The sequence below is a fragment of the Anaerostipes sp. CAG:276 genome (assembly GCF_000432215.1).
GTDB lineage: Bacteria > Bacillota > Clostridia > Lachnospirales > Lachnospiraceae > Anaerostipes > Anaerostipes caccae.
Genome location: NZ_FR889207.1, coordinates 187,267 through 201,966, shown reverse-complemented (window position 1 = coordinate 201,966; position 14,700 = coordinate 187,267). Strand labels below are relative to the sequence as shown.

Here is a 14,700-nt window from a genome sequence, read left to right as displayed (position 1 = left end):
CTAACTATGGAGAACAGACCGGAGAGATGAGTTTTCTCCATATCAATTATTACGAACAGAGGGCAAAAGGCGGTGTCGGCCTTATTATGGTGGAAAATGCCAGCGTAGATTCCCCTCTCGGCTCAAACGGTACAACTCAGATCAGAATCGACCATGACAATTACATGCCCCGCTTCTTTAAGCTCTGTGAGACCGTTCATTCTCACGGTGCATGTATCGGATTACAGCTAAACCATGCAGGTGCGTCCGCTCAGTCTAAGCGTACGAATATGCAGCCGGTGTCTGCTTCAGATATTCCGTCTAAGGCAGGCGGAGAAATTCCTCGTCCGCTCACAAAAGATGAGATTTACGCGATTGTTAAAAAATATGGAGAGGCCGCTGCACGCGCACAGGCTTCAGGATTTGACTGCATTGAGATTCATGCGGGACATTCCTACCTGATCAGTCAGTTCTTATCTCCTACGACAAACGTCAGAACCGATGAATTCGGAGGTTCTCCGGAAAACAGAGCCAGATTCGCAAGACTGGTCTTAGAGGAAGTCAGAAAACAGGTTGGACCGATGTTCCCGATTTTCGTACGCTTAAGTGCCGACGAGTTTATGGAACATGGAAATACCCTGGATGATACTTTGGACTACCTCCAGTATTTCCAGGAAGAAGCCGATGTTTTCGATGTTTCTGCGGGATTAAACGGTTCCATCCAGTATCAGATCGATGCCAATTACTTAGAGGACGGCTGGAGATCTTATATGGCAAAGGCCGTCAAAGAAAAATACGGAAAACCGTGTGTGACGATGGGTAATATTCGTGATCCTCGTGTTGCTGACGATATTCTTGCCCGCGGAGACGCTGACATCATCGGTATGGGACGCGGTCTCATCGCAGATCCGTGCTGGGTGAAAAAGGTTGCCACAGGGCACGAAGATGAATTAAGAAAATGCATCTCCTGCAACATCGGATGCGCAGGAAACCGTATCGGTGTCAACCGTCCGATCCGCTGTACGATCAATCCTACAGTAAACGACGGTGCCGATTATAAAAAGCATAAAATCAACAAACCATGCAACGTTGTCGTGATCGGAGGCGGTACTGCCGGTCTGGAAGCCGCATGTACGGCTGCGGAAGTAGGATGTACAACATTCTTATTGGAAAAAGAAGATCATTTGGGAGGACTTTCTGTAGAAATCTCTAAGATTCCTGACAAGAAACGTCTGGCTGATTTCCCTCACTACCTTCAGGTAAGAGCTTCTAAATTAAACAACCTGTTTATTTTCAAGGGACAGGAAGCCACACTGCCGATGATCAAGGCTCTGCACCCGAATATCATCGTCAACGCCACAGGATCCAATCCTCTGCTTCCGCCGATTAAAGGTCTTCACGACCATATCGACAAAGAAGGCTCCAAGGTTGCCTCTATTTCCGGCATGATCAATCATCTGGCTGACTATCCGGAAGACTGCACAGGCAAAAAGGTTGCTGTCATCGGAGGTGGTGCCGTGGGACTGGATGTGGTAGAATATTTCGCACCAAAAGGCGCAGAGGTGAGCATCGTAGAGATGATGCCTGCCATCGGTAAAGATTTAGACCCTGTTTCCAAATCCGGTGTGAATGCACTGATGAAAAAATATGAGGTCAATCAGATGCCAAACACTGCTCTTTGTGAAGTAAAAGCTGATTCCTTCCTGGTAAAGGCAGACGGTGAAGAAAAAGACCTGCCGTTTGACTATGGATTCGTATGTCTCGGAATGCGTGCCAACGCTCCGGTTCTGGAGGAGATCCGTGAGGCATATGCGGATACCAACGTAGAAATTATCAATATCGGTGACAGCGTCCGTGCAAGGCGTATCATCGACGGTGTTCAGGAAGGACATAACATTTTAAGAGTTCTTTCCGACATGGAATACTTATAAAAAATATTCGCCAAACTCTTTTCATAACAATTCCATAATAATAGAAAGAAAGGGAACCTTCATCATATGGTTCCCTTTCTTTCATCTATCTTCTCTTATTATTCATGAAGTTCTAACGGAAGTCCGTCGGGGTCATGGAAGAATGTCATCTTTTTTCCTGTAAAGGTATCACGTCTGATATCTTCTGTCTCAATTCCCGCCTCATTTAATTCTTTTATTGTCTCCCCAATATCTTCAACATGAAACGTGAGATGTCTGAGTCCGCATGCTTCCGGATAAGACGGCCTTTCGGGATGTCCTTTTCCTGAAAATATCTCCAGCTCACAGTCACCCTGCTTCAAATCCAGTTTATAATCTCCTCTGTCCTCACGATAATTTTCTCTGAGAATCTGAAATCCAAGCTGTTCCGTATAGAACTTTTTTGACTTCTCGTAGTCACTGACGATCATCGCAATATGATGTATTTTGTTTAATTTCATTCTGGCTCTCTCCTTTTTTGTCACAATTCTGTATTTATTATATAACAAGCATGAAACCCATAACCTTTTGACCCTGGTATCATATTATAAAGTAAAAGAAAGGGGTTGTTTTATGGATAAATGCTGCTGTCATACTCCATGCTGCCCGGCTCCGGTTCCTGCGGAACCGATTGATTTTTATGCCCAGTATGGAACTTCATATAATGGAGCCTCCGGGACATATGTGTCCTTTTTTCCTGTTTTTCAGGAAGGTGATGGAATCCGGCTTGAAAATGATACAACGATATCGCTGAAACCAGGATATCTCTACCTCATAGATTTTATCTTTCTGGGAACTGCGGAAGCTGACGGATACATGCAGATTCTTCCTTATATCAACGGTTCCCCCCGTCTGCTCTATTCATTTTTTGCACCTGCCGGAACGGAACGCAACACTTCCGCTTCAGGCAGTTTCACAACAAATGAGGCCATCTCTTCTGAAGCACAGTTGTCATTCCGTCTCACCTATTCCTCTGTCACAAGGAATATTGATCTGAGCGGAGCCGTATCGGTGACGCCTCTTCAGAGATATTGACACCATCTGTTTTCTGCACGGTCATTCAAAAACCGTGCAGAAAATGGAATCGAGATCTGGCAGAAATGCGCCGTTTTTACTTCTTCTTTTTCTCAATCTTAATCGTTGATACAAGGGCATAAATAACTGCGGCGATTGTAACTGCCAGCGCCGCATAAAACAGCCAGCCGATTTCAAATATCATTTGAAGTGTATTCAGTAAAAATATAATTCCAATCAGCAGAAAGATGACTGCTGACTGCCGGTAATGTAGTTTTTTGTCCATTTCTTTCCGTTCCTTTTTCGATGCAAACAGATAGGCATTATTCAATAGAAATCCCTTCTCTTTGAAGTAAAAACAACTGGCTGCAAATGAACCTGCCGATATAATAAGCAGTATCATAATAAGAAACTTCTCTGTCATATTCATCCTTCACCTTCCAAAATGGCTTATTTCTGAAAAATATCAATCACATGGCTCGTGACTCCTAAAAGATCTTCGCGCTCGCACATGGCAAAGTGATATTTTAAATATATCTCAAAAGTTTCATCATCCATGGCATCTACCGCTTCTCGCATAAATAGAGAACAGCCGTCTGACGCAGCATAATGCAGTCTGGATACAGGAAATACAGACATCAGTTCGTCAATGTCCTCCTTTCGGACAAGTTCAAATAAATCTTTTGGCTGGGATCTGGAAGCAAAGGTTTCCGGATCGATCAGACCCTTCTCAATATACTCGGAGACGTTGATATTGCCGCGGTTAAATCCTTCGTCGAGGAGACATCCATCGGATATCACATGTGCTGCAAAGATCACCCCTCCCTGTTTTGTCACGCGGATCGCCTCAGAAAGAGCCTGTCTCTTGTCTTCTTTGGTGTAAAGATGGTACAGTGGACCTAACAGCAGCGTTATATCATATTGGCTGTCCGAAAAATCGGATAAATCAAGGGCATTCCCCTGAGTAACCGTGATCGTCTCATCCGGCTGAATATTTTTCCGGAACATTTCAATGTTATGTTCCACCAGCTCCACCGCATCAACTGCATATCCCTGATGCGCCAGTGCATGTGAATAGCGGCCGGTTCCCGCTCCGATTTCCAGTACACGGTCATCGGGTTTTATATACTTGTCTATGTAACGCATAGTAGTAAGGAATTCAACTGATCCATGCTTTGACATAAGACGGGCATCCTCATTGAAACTGCTGTAATGGTTTATCAGATATTGGTTTGTTTCCATACTATGTCTCCTCTATTTATAATCAAATTACTGTTTGCTTTACTCGGCTGCTTTGCTGTACAAAAAACACTGGAGATCAATCTTTTTATGTCCTATCTTCAGTATGACATCTTTTTCACCAGCACGCTGAAAGCCCCTGCGCTCATAAAACTGATAAGTACATGCGTTATCCGTATATAAATATATATTCTTTCCCTTTTCTCTTCGTGCAAATTCATTAAGCAGGAAACTTCCAGTTCCTTTGGCTTTCATCTCAGGATTGGCGGCCAGGAACAAAATCTCTCCGTCCGGCGAAGTTTGTTTACAGTAACATGTAAACATTTCCCTGTTTGCCTCATCATAGACGCCGGAACCTCCTCTCGCAAAAAGGTTCTGCAAAACATCAAATACTTTCACGTAAAACGATTTCCAAAAAGAACGGTATTTCTTATCCTCACCTTTGATTTCAGCAAGCAGTACTCCTGCAAACATATCCCCCGCATATGCTGCAATCACCTGAGTTGCACGGGCAAGCGACAAATACCAAAAATATCTGCCGTATAAATTCAGCAAGAGTTTACTATCCATGTACCAGTCAAAATGCATCCCTTTCACCGCAAATTGAACTGCTTTTTTATGGTCTCTTTTATCCAGTTCTCTGATTTCTAACTTCATGAAATTCTTCTCCATAAATTTTGGTTTCTATATCCCTCATCTATTCAGTGTCATAGGCGTATACCGTATCCCATCTGTAAGCTGTTCGTCATCCACAGCCTGAAAACCCAGCTTTTCATAGACTGGTACAGCATAAGGAGAAGCATTCACTGTTATTTGCTCGGTCCGGCTCTGTGCCAAAAAATAGTTCCAAAGGGCTCGTCCGATTCCCTGTTTTTGTATCTTTTCTTCTACAAAAAAGAGACTGATATGATTTCCCCTCATCGCTAATACACCTACGACAGCTCCGTCAATTTCCGCTCCAAAGATCTCTAATCTTTCTAATTCTCTCTCATTGCGGATAAAATCATGAAATGTAAGGATTCCTTCTTCCGAATACTCCGGTGCTTCAAATTTCAAAAAGGTTTCCCACACCAGATCCACGGCCTCCTGAATCCTTGAACGATACAGTCTTGCAATTTCCATACTCATTTATTTTCTCCCCGGCTTTGGCTGTTTCTGTTTTTTCAATTATATCTGTTTCTCGGGGTTCTATCAACTTAAGTTTACTTTCAGATAATGGAAACTGCCGGAATCTAACTTACAATTCCGGCAGATAACCTAATTATAATTTTAACCTTCTTTTTATCTTCTCAACAGCTTTTTTTTCAATACGGCTCACATAAGATCTCGATATATGAAGTTCTTTTGCCACCTCTTTCTGAGTCATGGGTTTTTTGCCATATAATCCGTATCTCATAATCAGAGTCGTTTTCTCTCTGGACGGTTCCATCTCATCCACCATTTTATACAAGTCTCTGATTTTCTCCTTCAGGTCCAGTTCATCTACGATATCGTTTTCATCCGCCCCCAGTACATCCAAAAGATTAATTTCATTCCCCTCTTTATCAATCCCAATCGGCTCATATAACGAAGTGTCCTTTGCACTTTTTCTTTCCTGTCTCAGCATCATGAGCAGTTCATTTTCAATGCATCGGGAAGCATAGGTCACCAGCCGGTGCCCTTTCTCCATGTTATAGGTATTGATCGCTTTAATCAGCCCAATCGTTCCCACGGATATCAGATCGTCCTTATCCCTGTCAAAGTTATTATATTTTTTAACAATATGGGCAACCAGACGGAGATTGTGTTCTACTAATATGTTCCTGGCCTCCATGTCCCCCAGGCGGCTTTTCTTCAAGTAATATTGTTCCTCTTCCTGTGACAGCGGTTCTAAAAATGCCTGCAAGTAAAGCAACCTCCAAGCCTTTTTAACATTGTATGCCTTCCTCTGTCCAATAGTGCTTTTCCCTCTAAAAGATATTTCATCTGCTGTAAGGGTTCTCTCAAATGTGTTAAACTTACAATATCATATATTTTATTCAGGAGGTATGCTATGAATGTTTTATTTCATATTGATGAGAGTTTAAAGTGGGCAATGGTTCTGGGAAATATACAAAATATGATTCAATATTTTGATCAGGAAGCCATGCATTACCGAATCGAGCTGGTGGCAAACGGCCCGGCTGTCTGTGAACTTCAGGATGCCGTCTCAGAAAAGATGGGTTTTAAAAATGCTCTGCTTTCTCTTTCCTCAAACATTCGGATCTGTGCCTGCCGCAATGCACTGCGCGGAAACCATATTTCTCCTGAACTTCTGCTGCCGTTTGTTGAAATTGTCCCGGCAGGTGTAGTGGAAATTGCTCTTCGGCAGACGGAAGGTTTTTCATATATTAAACCTTAAAACAACCTTCGGGAACATAAACAAATTCTCTGATCTGTGGTATGATAATGTAAAAACAATACAGGAGATGAGAGAATATGAAGAAATTAAAAATCGCAGCATTATTATGCCTTTTGTGCCTTCTGACCGCAGGGTGTGCAAAAAAAGAAAAAAGTCAAAAACAAGACGGTCACATTGGAATACCAGAACAAGAAATATGAGGGCCAGTATACCGGTCTCATGAAAAATGACAAGCCAACGAAAGGAACTTTTTCCTATAAAAAGGGAGATGATTACCTCGCCTACAAAGGCATAATCTCAAATGGTAAAATGTCCGGAGAAGGAACCCTTGATACAAACCTGATGACAGCCTATTTTATTGAAAAAAAATGTGAAGGGCGCTACAAAGGCATTGTCTCCGGCGGCAAAGCCAGTAAAAAAGGAAGATTTGAATTTGTGTCTCCAAAAGACTTCAAAAACGCCGTCTATCAAGGAAGCTGGCATGCGAACATGGCAAACGGCAAAGGACGTCTTGACTTCTCTGTCGGAGGAAAATGGGCTATGACCGGCCATTTTGACACCGGTTATTTTGATCCCACCACTTTTAAAATCTATCAAACGATGGGGACTTTTGAAGAGATCGAATATAAAATTTCTCCAAAAGCAAAAACATTTATAGAAAAAAATGATTCCTTATTTATGGCAAAAAAAGAAACTGATCTGACACCTTATGTGGATTCTTCGCTCAGTCACCATGATGTTTTAAAAAAGTCCGGTGATTACGGCGATGAACTTATGAAATTTTCTGACTATACAGTTCTGAATACCGAGCTGAATGAAAAAGTCTTTGGCAGAAATCTATCTCTGGTTCTTCTTGGTCTGCCCTCTGAGAATGCATACATATACGTTATCTGCCTGGACCCTTTAAAGGATGTTTCTTTCAACAGCACTCAGACCGTATATTGACTTCCTCTTTCCTCTGCAGAGTATACAATGCAGTCCGGCAAAAAATAAAAGTACTGATTGTAGCAGGCAGTTTCTTAAAACACCAGTAGCAATACGGAGGGGAAAACTATGAAAAATTTAAAGTTTACAGCTGTTTTTATCTTATTGGTCTTCTGTCTCACCGGATGTTCCAACCGTGTAGAAAATGAAGAAATGACCCTATCTTTTTTTGACAAAGATTTGAAAGGAAAGTTTTCGGGAACTCTGAAAGACAAAAAACCAGAAGGCAAAGGCACTTTTGTCTTTAAAAAGAACAAACAATATCTCACCTACAAGGGAAATTTCTCTAAAGGCCGTCCGGAAGGCAAAGGTTCTGTAAAAACAAACCTTGCCAAAGTCAAACTCAGCGCCACAGATACAACCGGTGTATATGATGGAGAGACATTGAACGGAAAATTTCATGGCAGCGGCAAATACAAAGTTCAGAGTCCGGCCAATCTAAAATCTACCTATACCGGCCTCTGGAAAAACAATCTGCCGGAAGGAACCGGAGAATTAGTGTTTGACGACAAAGATTATCCCAAACAGGCAGGCACTTTTACCAAAGGTTATTTTACACCAAATGTACTGGAATTTTTTAATACGCTTGGTTCACTCTCCAGTATGCCCTTTTCTATTTCCTACAAGGCACAGGAATTTATTTCCGGCCATGAGGAACTATTCCCTGCAAAGAATTTAAAACAGACAAAAAAATATACAGATACTTCGATCAAGTATCAGTAGATCTTCAAACATCCGGATCAATACGGAGATAAAATTGTACGGTTATCCGATTATTATATTGTGCAAATGGATTCTTACTCTGCATTCGGATATGATTACAATGAGATTCTTCTGATAGATCGTTCCGGAAAACATGTATGCATCGTGTATTATCTGGATGAATTAGAGAATATTTTTGAATCTGACTTTGTGGATGTATATGGTATCCCAATTGATACATCGTCCTATGAAAGCAAGAGCGGAAAAACTATAAAAACTTGTATCCTCGCAGGAAATTATTTCAAAAAGGTGAAGTAAATCTGAAAGAAAAATCATTATAAAAAGGCCATTCTCCTTGTAGTGACAGAGAATGACCTTTTTCTCATACCCACAGGGCAAACCGTATTTTATACATTCCCCCCAGACACATGTTTTATATATTCCTCAAGGCACATGTTATTCTTTTTCATTTCCTTTGCGGCTTTCCTGCCCACATACCGGTAATGCCACGGCTCATATCCGATTTTTGTAATATTTGTTTTATTCTTTGGATACCTGAGAATAAAACCGTATTTCCAGCTGTTTTCCATAAGCCACTGCTGTTCTTCCCTCTTTTCCTGTGTCTCATCAAGCACTGGATAATCAACTGCAACGATATCCACTGCCAGCCCCGTCTGATGTTCACTCCGGCCCGGAAGCGCAACCCATCTGGATGCCTTCTTCCTGGCCTCAGCCTCCGTACATCCCTGATTCAAATACTTATTGATATCGCGCTCCAGAAGATATGTCTGGCGCTCTTCTGTCCGGTATGCAGAACAGACGGAGGGATAAAGCCCTCTTTTTCTGGCCGCATTCATCATTTTCTGCAGATCCGGCAGTATCCTCCGGTCTACCTGGCACCCATTATTTAATGTAGTCAGGTCAGGCTGAAAACCATCCGGCACATAATTTTCATGATTTATTAAGATTAGGTTCCAGGGAATATGAACTGTTTGTTCTTTTTGTTTTGGCCTTACAAATCTGCTGACCGGTATGGTATTCTTTACCGGCTGCTGCGTAGAAGTACAGTACTGTATCACGAGGACCGTCAGGAACCAGGTGCCTATGATCTCTAATATAAGCAGTACAAAATACTTATGTCTCCTCCGTATATATTGTTTCTTTCTCATTAGTCCGTCATCCTTCTTTCCAGAGAATATGATCTCTGGTATTATCATACCCGGACCTTGTATCACAATTCAGTCAAAATTCCATCGAAGTTGTATCATCTGCTGACACTGTTTTGATCTCCGCCATTTCCCTCAGGATGAATATAAAATTCCCCTTCTTCCGCAAACTTTTTGCTGAAGAATATAAATAAATAGTATACTTTTTCACTGCCTGACCTGTATGTTACAAAATAGTTGTTTTTTACCGCAGCCATTTTGTTTGTTTCTTTCAAACCAAGATACCGGCCCCAGATCCCTATGATCTTCTCAGCATCCGAAGGCTTGATTCCGGCTCCTTTTACACTGTCGATACTCAAAATCTTATGTGAAGAATCATCAATGACCGCCACTAAACTCTGATCCCCTGATTGTACCGTCACGCTGTGAATTCTCAGACGTCTTGCATAATTTTTTGTATCCAGACAAGTCGTTGTGGTTTCATAAAACATCATTGTATTCTTATTCAAAGCAAGCTTTGGAAACATTCCCATTTCTTTTAGTTGTTTTAATTCTTTCATACAAACGTTTTTGAGTTCGTCTATCTCTGCCGATCCCCACTCATAAGTCTGGTTCGTCACGGCAATCTCCTCCGCTGAGTTATCTGCTTCCGCAATGAGTGATAATTTTTCCTCTATAGTTAAGGTATCTGTCCGGATTTCCGATGTATCTTCCACCTTGTCCAGTTCCACCCGGCCTCTCATTTTCTTATCCTGATACCCCGATATCAGAGACGGCCATAGAATACAGGAGGCTGCCAGGACCGCTGAAAAAAAGCAGATCAAAATATTCTTAAATTTCATCGGACCTCTCCTTTCTGAGCTGAACGGTGACTGCCGTTCCTATTTCCAGCCGGCTCTCAAATTCCATCGTTCCGCCGTGCAGTTCCACGATCCGGCGGCAGAGAGAAAGTCCAAGCCCCGCTCCGCCTTCTTTTCTTGCTCTGGACTTATCTGCCATATAGAACGCTTCCGTTATTCTGTTCATATCTTCTCTGAGCATTCCCCTTCCGTTGTCTTTTATCACAAGGGTATAGCCGTTTTCATCTGATCTCCCTTCAAAACGGATCAGTCCGTCGGCATCCACTGCTTTCCTGGCATTATCCAAAAGATTCACACAGAGACTCTGCAGCAGATCCGGTTCTCCCCATATGATCCCCTCTTCAAAAGAAGTTTCAAGCTGGATACCTGATGCTTTTAAAAGAGGCTCTGTGAGATGAATGACTCTTTCAGACAGCTCAGCTGCCGGGACCGGTCTCATGGAAATTTTCTGCTTGTCCAGAACGATCAGGTCCATCAGCTTCAGAGACAAAGCCTCCAGACGCTTCCCCTCCTCAAAAATATAATTCGCCGCCTGAAATCTCTGCTCCTCACTGAGTCCTCTGGACCGCAGGGTATCTGCGTATCCTATGATAGAAGTCATAGGCGTTTTCAGTTCATGTGCAAAGCTTCCCATAAACATCTCCTGGCGCAGCGCAGAATCTTCAAGTTCACAGATCTTTTGTTCCAGCTGCTCTGCCATTGTGTTAAAATCTCCGGCGAGAGAACCGATCTCATCCTCGGACACCACCTCCGATCGAATCTTTAAATCACCTGCTGCGAAGTTTCTGACTGCCCGGGAAAGGATCCGCAAAGGCTGGGTCAGCCATCTGGACAGGCAAAAGACAGCAATTCCCAAAGTTACGACCAGAATAACGGAAATCTTCTGATACAGCTTCATCTGATTTTCTTTTAATTCATAAATCGGGGTAATATCTCGTACATTTTCCAGGTAAAATACTTCTTCATCTACGGTGAAGCGGCATGCCGACTGCAGATAATACCTGCCGTCCTGTTTAAGAATGGAGTATCCTGTATGTTTTTCGTCCAGCGCCTTCATTACTTGATCTGGTACACGAAAACTCAGATCCGAAAACAGCTCCCGGAAGGAACTGTCACATATCCGAAATTTTCTTTCTTTTCCCGGTGACGAGAGACTGATTGATCCGGCCAGCTTTTTAACCGTGTTTTTAGGTGAACCGCTGTCCGGAGGAGATACGGCAATAGAAGCCCCCAAAGTTGCCCGGAAAATATTGTTTTCCTGATATGACATCTCTGCGGTCTGGCGCAGAGATGACTGAAAAGAAGACTGGATCAAAAAATACCCGCCAACACTGAATGTGAGCATAGTAAGTGAAATAATGCTTAAAAATACTTTCCAGGAAAACTTCATTGCGAATCCTCCAGGCGGTAGCCTACCTTATAGACCGTTTTTATTTTGTGTTCCCATCCGATCTTTTTTCTCAGTCGCTGCACGTGCAGATCGACTGTCCTGCTGTCCCCCATGTATCCGCTGCCCCAGATCTTCTCATAGATAAAGTCCCTGAATAAGGCAATGTTTTTATTCTGTATCAGGAGCAGCAGCAGTTCATATTCTTTGACTGTCAGATTTACAGGCTGCCCCTGTTTTTTTACAATTCTTGCGGACATATCAATCTCCAGGTCTCCTTCCTTCAGACGGCTTTCTGTCTTCTGACAGCGCCTGAGGACCGTCTCTACCCTGGCCAGCAGTTCCGCAATTTCAAATGGCTTGGTCAGATAATCGTCTGCCCCTGCCTTCAGTCCCTTTACTTTATCTTCTGTATTGGCCTTGGCCGTAAGAAATATGACCGGAATCTCAAGCGGCCTGATGTAGTCCATCAGCTCATAGCCGTCTATCTCCGGCAGCATGATATCCAAAAGAATCAGATCAAATCCCTCCTGTTCCAGCCGGTCGGCCGCCTCAGCCCCGTCAAAGGCACAGTCACAGCAGTATCCCGCTGCCGCAAGATTCATCTGGATTAAATTAGATATAGCCGGCTCATCCTCGACGATTAAAATACGGTTCATATTCCTCTCCTCTGCTTTTCATTTATTTGTCGAAAAATATAACAGATCCTTGTATCATTTTTGTATCCTCAGCTGCTAATGTCCATTATAAATTCAGAAAATCAAAAGGCTCCTTATCCTGTAAAAAGTGCATAAGCATATAGGCACACATGATGGCCACATGTTCTTCTTTAAGAATCCTTTTTACTTCTTCTCTGTCTGCCAATACGATCTCAATCTCTTCGGAGTCTTCCTGTCCCTTCTTACTCGGTGTCCCGCTGGCGTATCCATAAATGGTGGCACAGGACTCATCTGTCATGCCGACAGACATGAATCCGGGCTTTTCAAACATCGGGTCTGCATCGATCAGCTCCAGAGAAAGTCCTGTTTCTTCCTTCAGCTCCCTGATTCCTGCCTCCCGGTAGTCTTCTCCTTCTTCCACCAGACCTGCCGGAAATTCATAGATATAATCATCGATCGAATACCGGTACTGCCTGACCAGCACGACCCTGTCCCGTTTTTCACCGTAGAGGCTGTAAACAATAATGCCGTCCGGATCATTGCGCTTTGTCTTTAATTTCAGCCGTTCCATATTTTTCACCCTGGAAGCGATATAGTAATTCAACGGTTTTCCAACCCGGTTTGTGCCTTTTAAATGATACAGATTCAGATGTGGATTATCTGTCAGTCTGCTGACTTCACTAATTTTTTTCATGACGAATGCTCCTTTTCTAACGATGCTTCTTTTTGTTCTGTCTGTTTTTATATATTATATCGGAAATGCCGTCCCCGGGAAAGCCTTTCTGTTACAGGGCTAAGGCACATTCAAACGCAAGTTGCATGTATTTCTTAAAATTTCTGATACCGTACTCTGCCAGATCTCTTTGCTCCCATCTGTCTGCATGCAGATGATCCGCACCGTATAAAAATTGAACAAATGGAATCTTCCGAAACTGGGTGACCGCCAAAGCAGCAGAACATTCCATCTCAACTGCAAGGCATCCCTGTTCTCTGCGCTCTTCTATTACACTCTGGGTTTCCCTGTAAACCGCATCCGTGGTCCATGTCTTGCCGGTCACATAAGACATTCCGCATTTTTTTAAACTATTCTTTAATATATTTACAGACGATGTCTCCGCATGGATCTCCTCACTGGCCGGCATATAATGATAGCTGGTTCCCTCATCTCTTACCGCGGAAACAGGGACAATGATTTTATCCTGGACAGCGGACTGGTTCAGGACCCCGCAGCATCCAAACATCACGATCTTTTTCGCTCCCATTGCTATGATTTCTTCTAAACCGGCCGCACAGGCAGGGGCCCCCACTCTTGATAAAAAAACCGCAATACGCTTTCCGCCATAACGTATTTCATAGACCGGAAGATTCCCGTTTGCACTGCACAATTCTGCGATCTTTTTTCCATCTCTTGATTCAGCCAGCCGATCGATCATATTCGCCGAAAAAGTGGTAATGCATACCTCCGGAAAATCCGGTTTTTCTTCTATAACATTCCATGGATTTATCAGAGCCGTTTTTGCACTGTCCCAGCGTTCAAATATCGTTGCCATATCTTTTATTCCTTTCTCACTAATAAATTTCGGATTTCCTTCATCATTCTTTCCGGTACTTCTCTGTTGACCGGCATGAGTCTGCTGTACATTCTTACTCCCTGATAGGAAAAAATGATCAGGTCAAACACTGCCGGTATATCGACAGGATAGAATTCCTTCCGGTCAATTCCATATTGAAGAAAACTCTTCCATATATCAAATGACGCTAAATACTGACGGTACAAGGCATTCTCCCCGGCGGCATTTTCCTTTATGCTGAAATATTCATAAATCGCAGTGCTCAAAGAGCCTTCCCTGTCGATCATTTCCTCCTGGTAGCGTTTCAGGATATCATCCAGAATATGAACCGCAGAAAGTCCCAGTCTCATTTTTGAACGAAATTCTTCATCCTGGGAATTCATCATTTCATCCACGATTTCTTTAAAAATCTGTTTTGTGTTCTCATAATGCCCATACAAGCCTCCCCGGCTTAACCCCGTGATCTCACAAATATCTTTCATTGTAACTTCTTTAAAACCCTTCTCTGCGAACAAAAGACAGGCTTTCTCCCTGATCCGTCTCCTCGTCGCTTCACCTCTCTTATTCACGGAACCCTCCTTTCCGACATATGTGTCTATAACTTCAATATACGACACATATGTCGGAAAGTCAATAGTGTACATCTGCGAGCCATATAAAAATTCCTTCGAAACAAAAAAGTCTGTTCAGCAATCTCTTTTTTCGTTAAAAAACACATATCCAGCAGGCATTACGTCCATTTTTTGCGTGATTGGAATGAGGCATTCTAAGAGCAGAACGGAAATCATGCAGAAAATGTCTCTCGGGTGG

19 protein-coding genes are annotated in these 14,700 nt (G+C 42.8%); 6 read left to right on the top strand and 13 right to left on the bottom strand.

Annotated features, from left to right (window positions below; genetic code table 11):
* Nucleotides 1–1,910: oxidoreductase (locus QVP35_RS16380; protein WP_288187990.1), on the top strand; the 1,910-nt coding region annotated here is incomplete at its 5' end.
* A 98-nt stretch (nt 1,911–2,008) separates the two neighbouring features.
* Here the strand turns inward: QVP35_RS16380 and gloA2 are convergent.
* The gene (gloA2, locus tag QVP35_RS16375; RefSeq protein WP_009289836.1) at nt 2,009–2,389 is read right to left on the bottom strand and encodes an SMU1112c/YaeR family gloxylase I-like metalloprotein; all 381 of its coding nucleotides are present in this window, start codon (nt 2,387–2,389) and stop codon (nt 2,009–2,011) included.
* Nucleotides 2,390–2,501: 112 nt separating this feature from the next.
* On the opposite strand from gloA2, the gene QVP35_RS16370 reads away from it, so the two are divergent.
* On the top strand, nt 2,502–2,963 hold the full coding sequence (locus QVP35_RS16370) for a hypothetical protein (RefSeq protein ID WP_009289837.1): 462 nt from the start codon (nt 2,502–2,504) through the stop codon (nt 2,961–2,963).
* Nucleotides 2,964–3,039: 76 nt separating this feature from the next.
* On the opposite strand, the gene QVP35_RS16365 is transcribed toward QVP35_RS16370, so the two are convergent.
* The 5 genes from QVP35_RS16365 to sigK all read right to left on the bottom strand — a co-directional run bounded on the left by QVP35_RS16365 (nt 3,040) and on the right by sigK (nt 6,066).
* Nucleotides 3,040–3,372: a DUF3784 domain-containing protein gene (locus tag QVP35_RS16365; protein ID WP_009289838.1), complete on the bottom strand. Its 333-nt coding sequence runs from the start codon at nt 3,370–3,372 to the stop codon at nt 3,040–3,042.
* Between the two features lie 20 nt (nt 3,373–3,392).
* Nucleotides 3,393–4,184: a class I SAM-dependent methyltransferase gene (locus QVP35_RS16360; RefSeq protein ID WP_009289839.1), complete on the bottom strand. Its 792-nt coding sequence runs from the start codon at nt 4,182–4,184 to the stop codon at nt 3,393–3,395.
* 39 nt (nt 4,185–4,223) lie between these two features.
* The gene (locus QVP35_RS16355) at nt 4,224–4,838 is read right to left on the bottom strand and encodes a GNAT family N-acetyltransferase (RefSeq protein WP_009289840.1); all 615 of its coding nucleotides are present in this window, start codon (nt 4,836–4,838) and stop codon (nt 4,224–4,226) included.
* Between the two features lie 36 nt (nt 4,839–4,874).
* On the bottom strand, nt 4,875–5,309 hold the full coding sequence (locus QVP35_RS16350) for a GNAT family N-acetyltransferase (protein ID WP_009289841.1): 435 nt from the start codon (nt 5,307–5,309) through the stop codon (nt 4,875–4,877).
* Nucleotides 5,310–5,442: 133 nt separating this feature from the next.
* Nucleotides 5,443–6,066: an RNA polymerase sporulation sigma factor SigK gene (gene sigK / locus QVP35_RS16345; RefSeq protein ID WP_009289842.1), complete on the bottom strand. Its 624-nt coding sequence runs from the start codon at nt 6,064–6,066 to the stop codon at nt 5,443–5,445.
* Between the two features lie 147 nt (nt 6,067–6,213).
* Between sigK and QVP35_RS16340 the strand changes: the two genes are divergently transcribed.
* The 4 genes from QVP35_RS16340 to QVP35_RS16325 all read left to right on the top strand — a co-directional run bounded on the left by QVP35_RS16340 (nt 6,214) and on the right by QVP35_RS16325 (nt 8,268).
* Complete coding sequence (locus QVP35_RS16340; protein ID WP_022261471.1) at nt 6,214–6,561, top strand: DsrE family protein; 348 nt, start codon at nt 6,214–6,216, stop codon at nt 6,559–6,561.
* Between the two features lie 77 nt (nt 6,562–6,638).
* Entirely contained in the window at nt 6,639–6,761 is a 123-nt protein-coding gene (locus tag QVP35_RS16335) for a hypothetical protein (protein WP_022261470.1), read from the top strand.
* Nucleotides 6,736–7,506 carry an mORN protein gene (locus QVP35_RS16330; RefSeq protein WP_022261469.1) on the top strand — a complete coding sequence of 257 codons (771 nt, stop codon included), beginning with the start codon at nt 6,736–6,738 and terminating at the stop codon, nt 7,504–7,506. The genes QVP35_RS16335 and QVP35_RS16330 overlap by 26 nt, the downstream gene beginning before the upstream one ends.
* A gap of 108 nt (nt 7,507–7,614) precedes the next feature.
* The gene (locus tag QVP35_RS16325) at nt 7,615–8,268 is read left to right on the top strand and encodes an MORN protein (RefSeq protein WP_009289845.1); all 654 of its coding nucleotides are present in this window, start codon (nt 7,615–7,617) and stop codon (nt 8,266–8,268) included.
* A 386-nt stretch (nt 8,269–8,654) separates the two neighbouring features.
* On the opposite strand, the gene QVP35_RS16320 is transcribed toward QVP35_RS16325, so the two are convergent.
* From QVP35_RS16320 to QVP35_RS16290, 7 genes are all read right to left on the bottom strand, one after another.
* Nucleotides 8,655–9,416 carry a M15 family metallopeptidase gene (locus tag QVP35_RS16320; protein WP_009289847.1) on the bottom strand — a complete coding sequence of 254 codons (762 nt, stop codon included), beginning with the start codon at nt 9,414–9,416 and terminating at the stop codon, nt 8,655–8,657.
* 95 nt (nt 9,417–9,511) lie between these two features.
* Complete coding sequence (locus QVP35_RS16315; protein ID WP_006567249.1) at nt 9,512–10,255, bottom strand: hypothetical protein; 744 nt, start codon at nt 10,253–10,255, stop codon at nt 9,512–9,514.
* Nucleotides 10,245–11,663 carry a sensor histidine kinase gene (locus tag QVP35_RS16310; protein ID WP_009289848.1) on the bottom strand — a complete coding sequence of 473 codons (1,419 nt, stop codon included), beginning with the start codon at nt 11,661–11,663 and terminating at the stop codon, nt 10,245–10,247. The genes QVP35_RS16315 and QVP35_RS16310 overlap by 11 nt, the downstream gene beginning before the upstream one ends.
* Nucleotides 11,660–12,319: a response regulator transcription factor gene (locus tag QVP35_RS16305; RefSeq protein ID WP_009289849.1), complete on the bottom strand. Its 660-nt coding sequence runs from the start codon at nt 12,317–12,319 to the stop codon at nt 11,660–11,662. The genes QVP35_RS16310 and QVP35_RS16305 overlap by 4 nt, the downstream gene beginning before the upstream one ends.
* An 85-nt stretch (nt 12,320–12,404) precedes the next feature.
* On the bottom strand, nt 12,405–13,013 hold the full coding sequence (locus QVP35_RS16300; RefSeq protein WP_006567252.1) for an NUDIX hydrolase: 609 nt from the start codon (nt 13,011–13,013) through the stop codon (nt 12,405–12,407).
* A gap of 91 nt (nt 13,014–13,104) precedes the next feature.
* Nucleotides 13,105–13,869 (bottom strand): nucleoside phosphorylase, encoded by a 765-nt coding sequence (locus tag QVP35_RS16295; protein WP_009289850.1) that lies wholly within the window; start codon nt 13,867–13,869, stop codon nt 13,105–13,107.
* Nucleotides 13,870–13,874: 5 nt separating this feature from the next.
* The gene (locus QVP35_RS16290) at nt 13,875–14,459 is read right to left on the bottom strand and encodes a TetR/AcrR family transcriptional regulator (RefSeq protein ID WP_009289851.1); all 585 of its coding nucleotides are present in this window, start codon (nt 14,457–14,459) and stop codon (nt 13,875–13,877) included.
* Nucleotides 14,460–14,700: the final 241 nt, after the last annotated feature.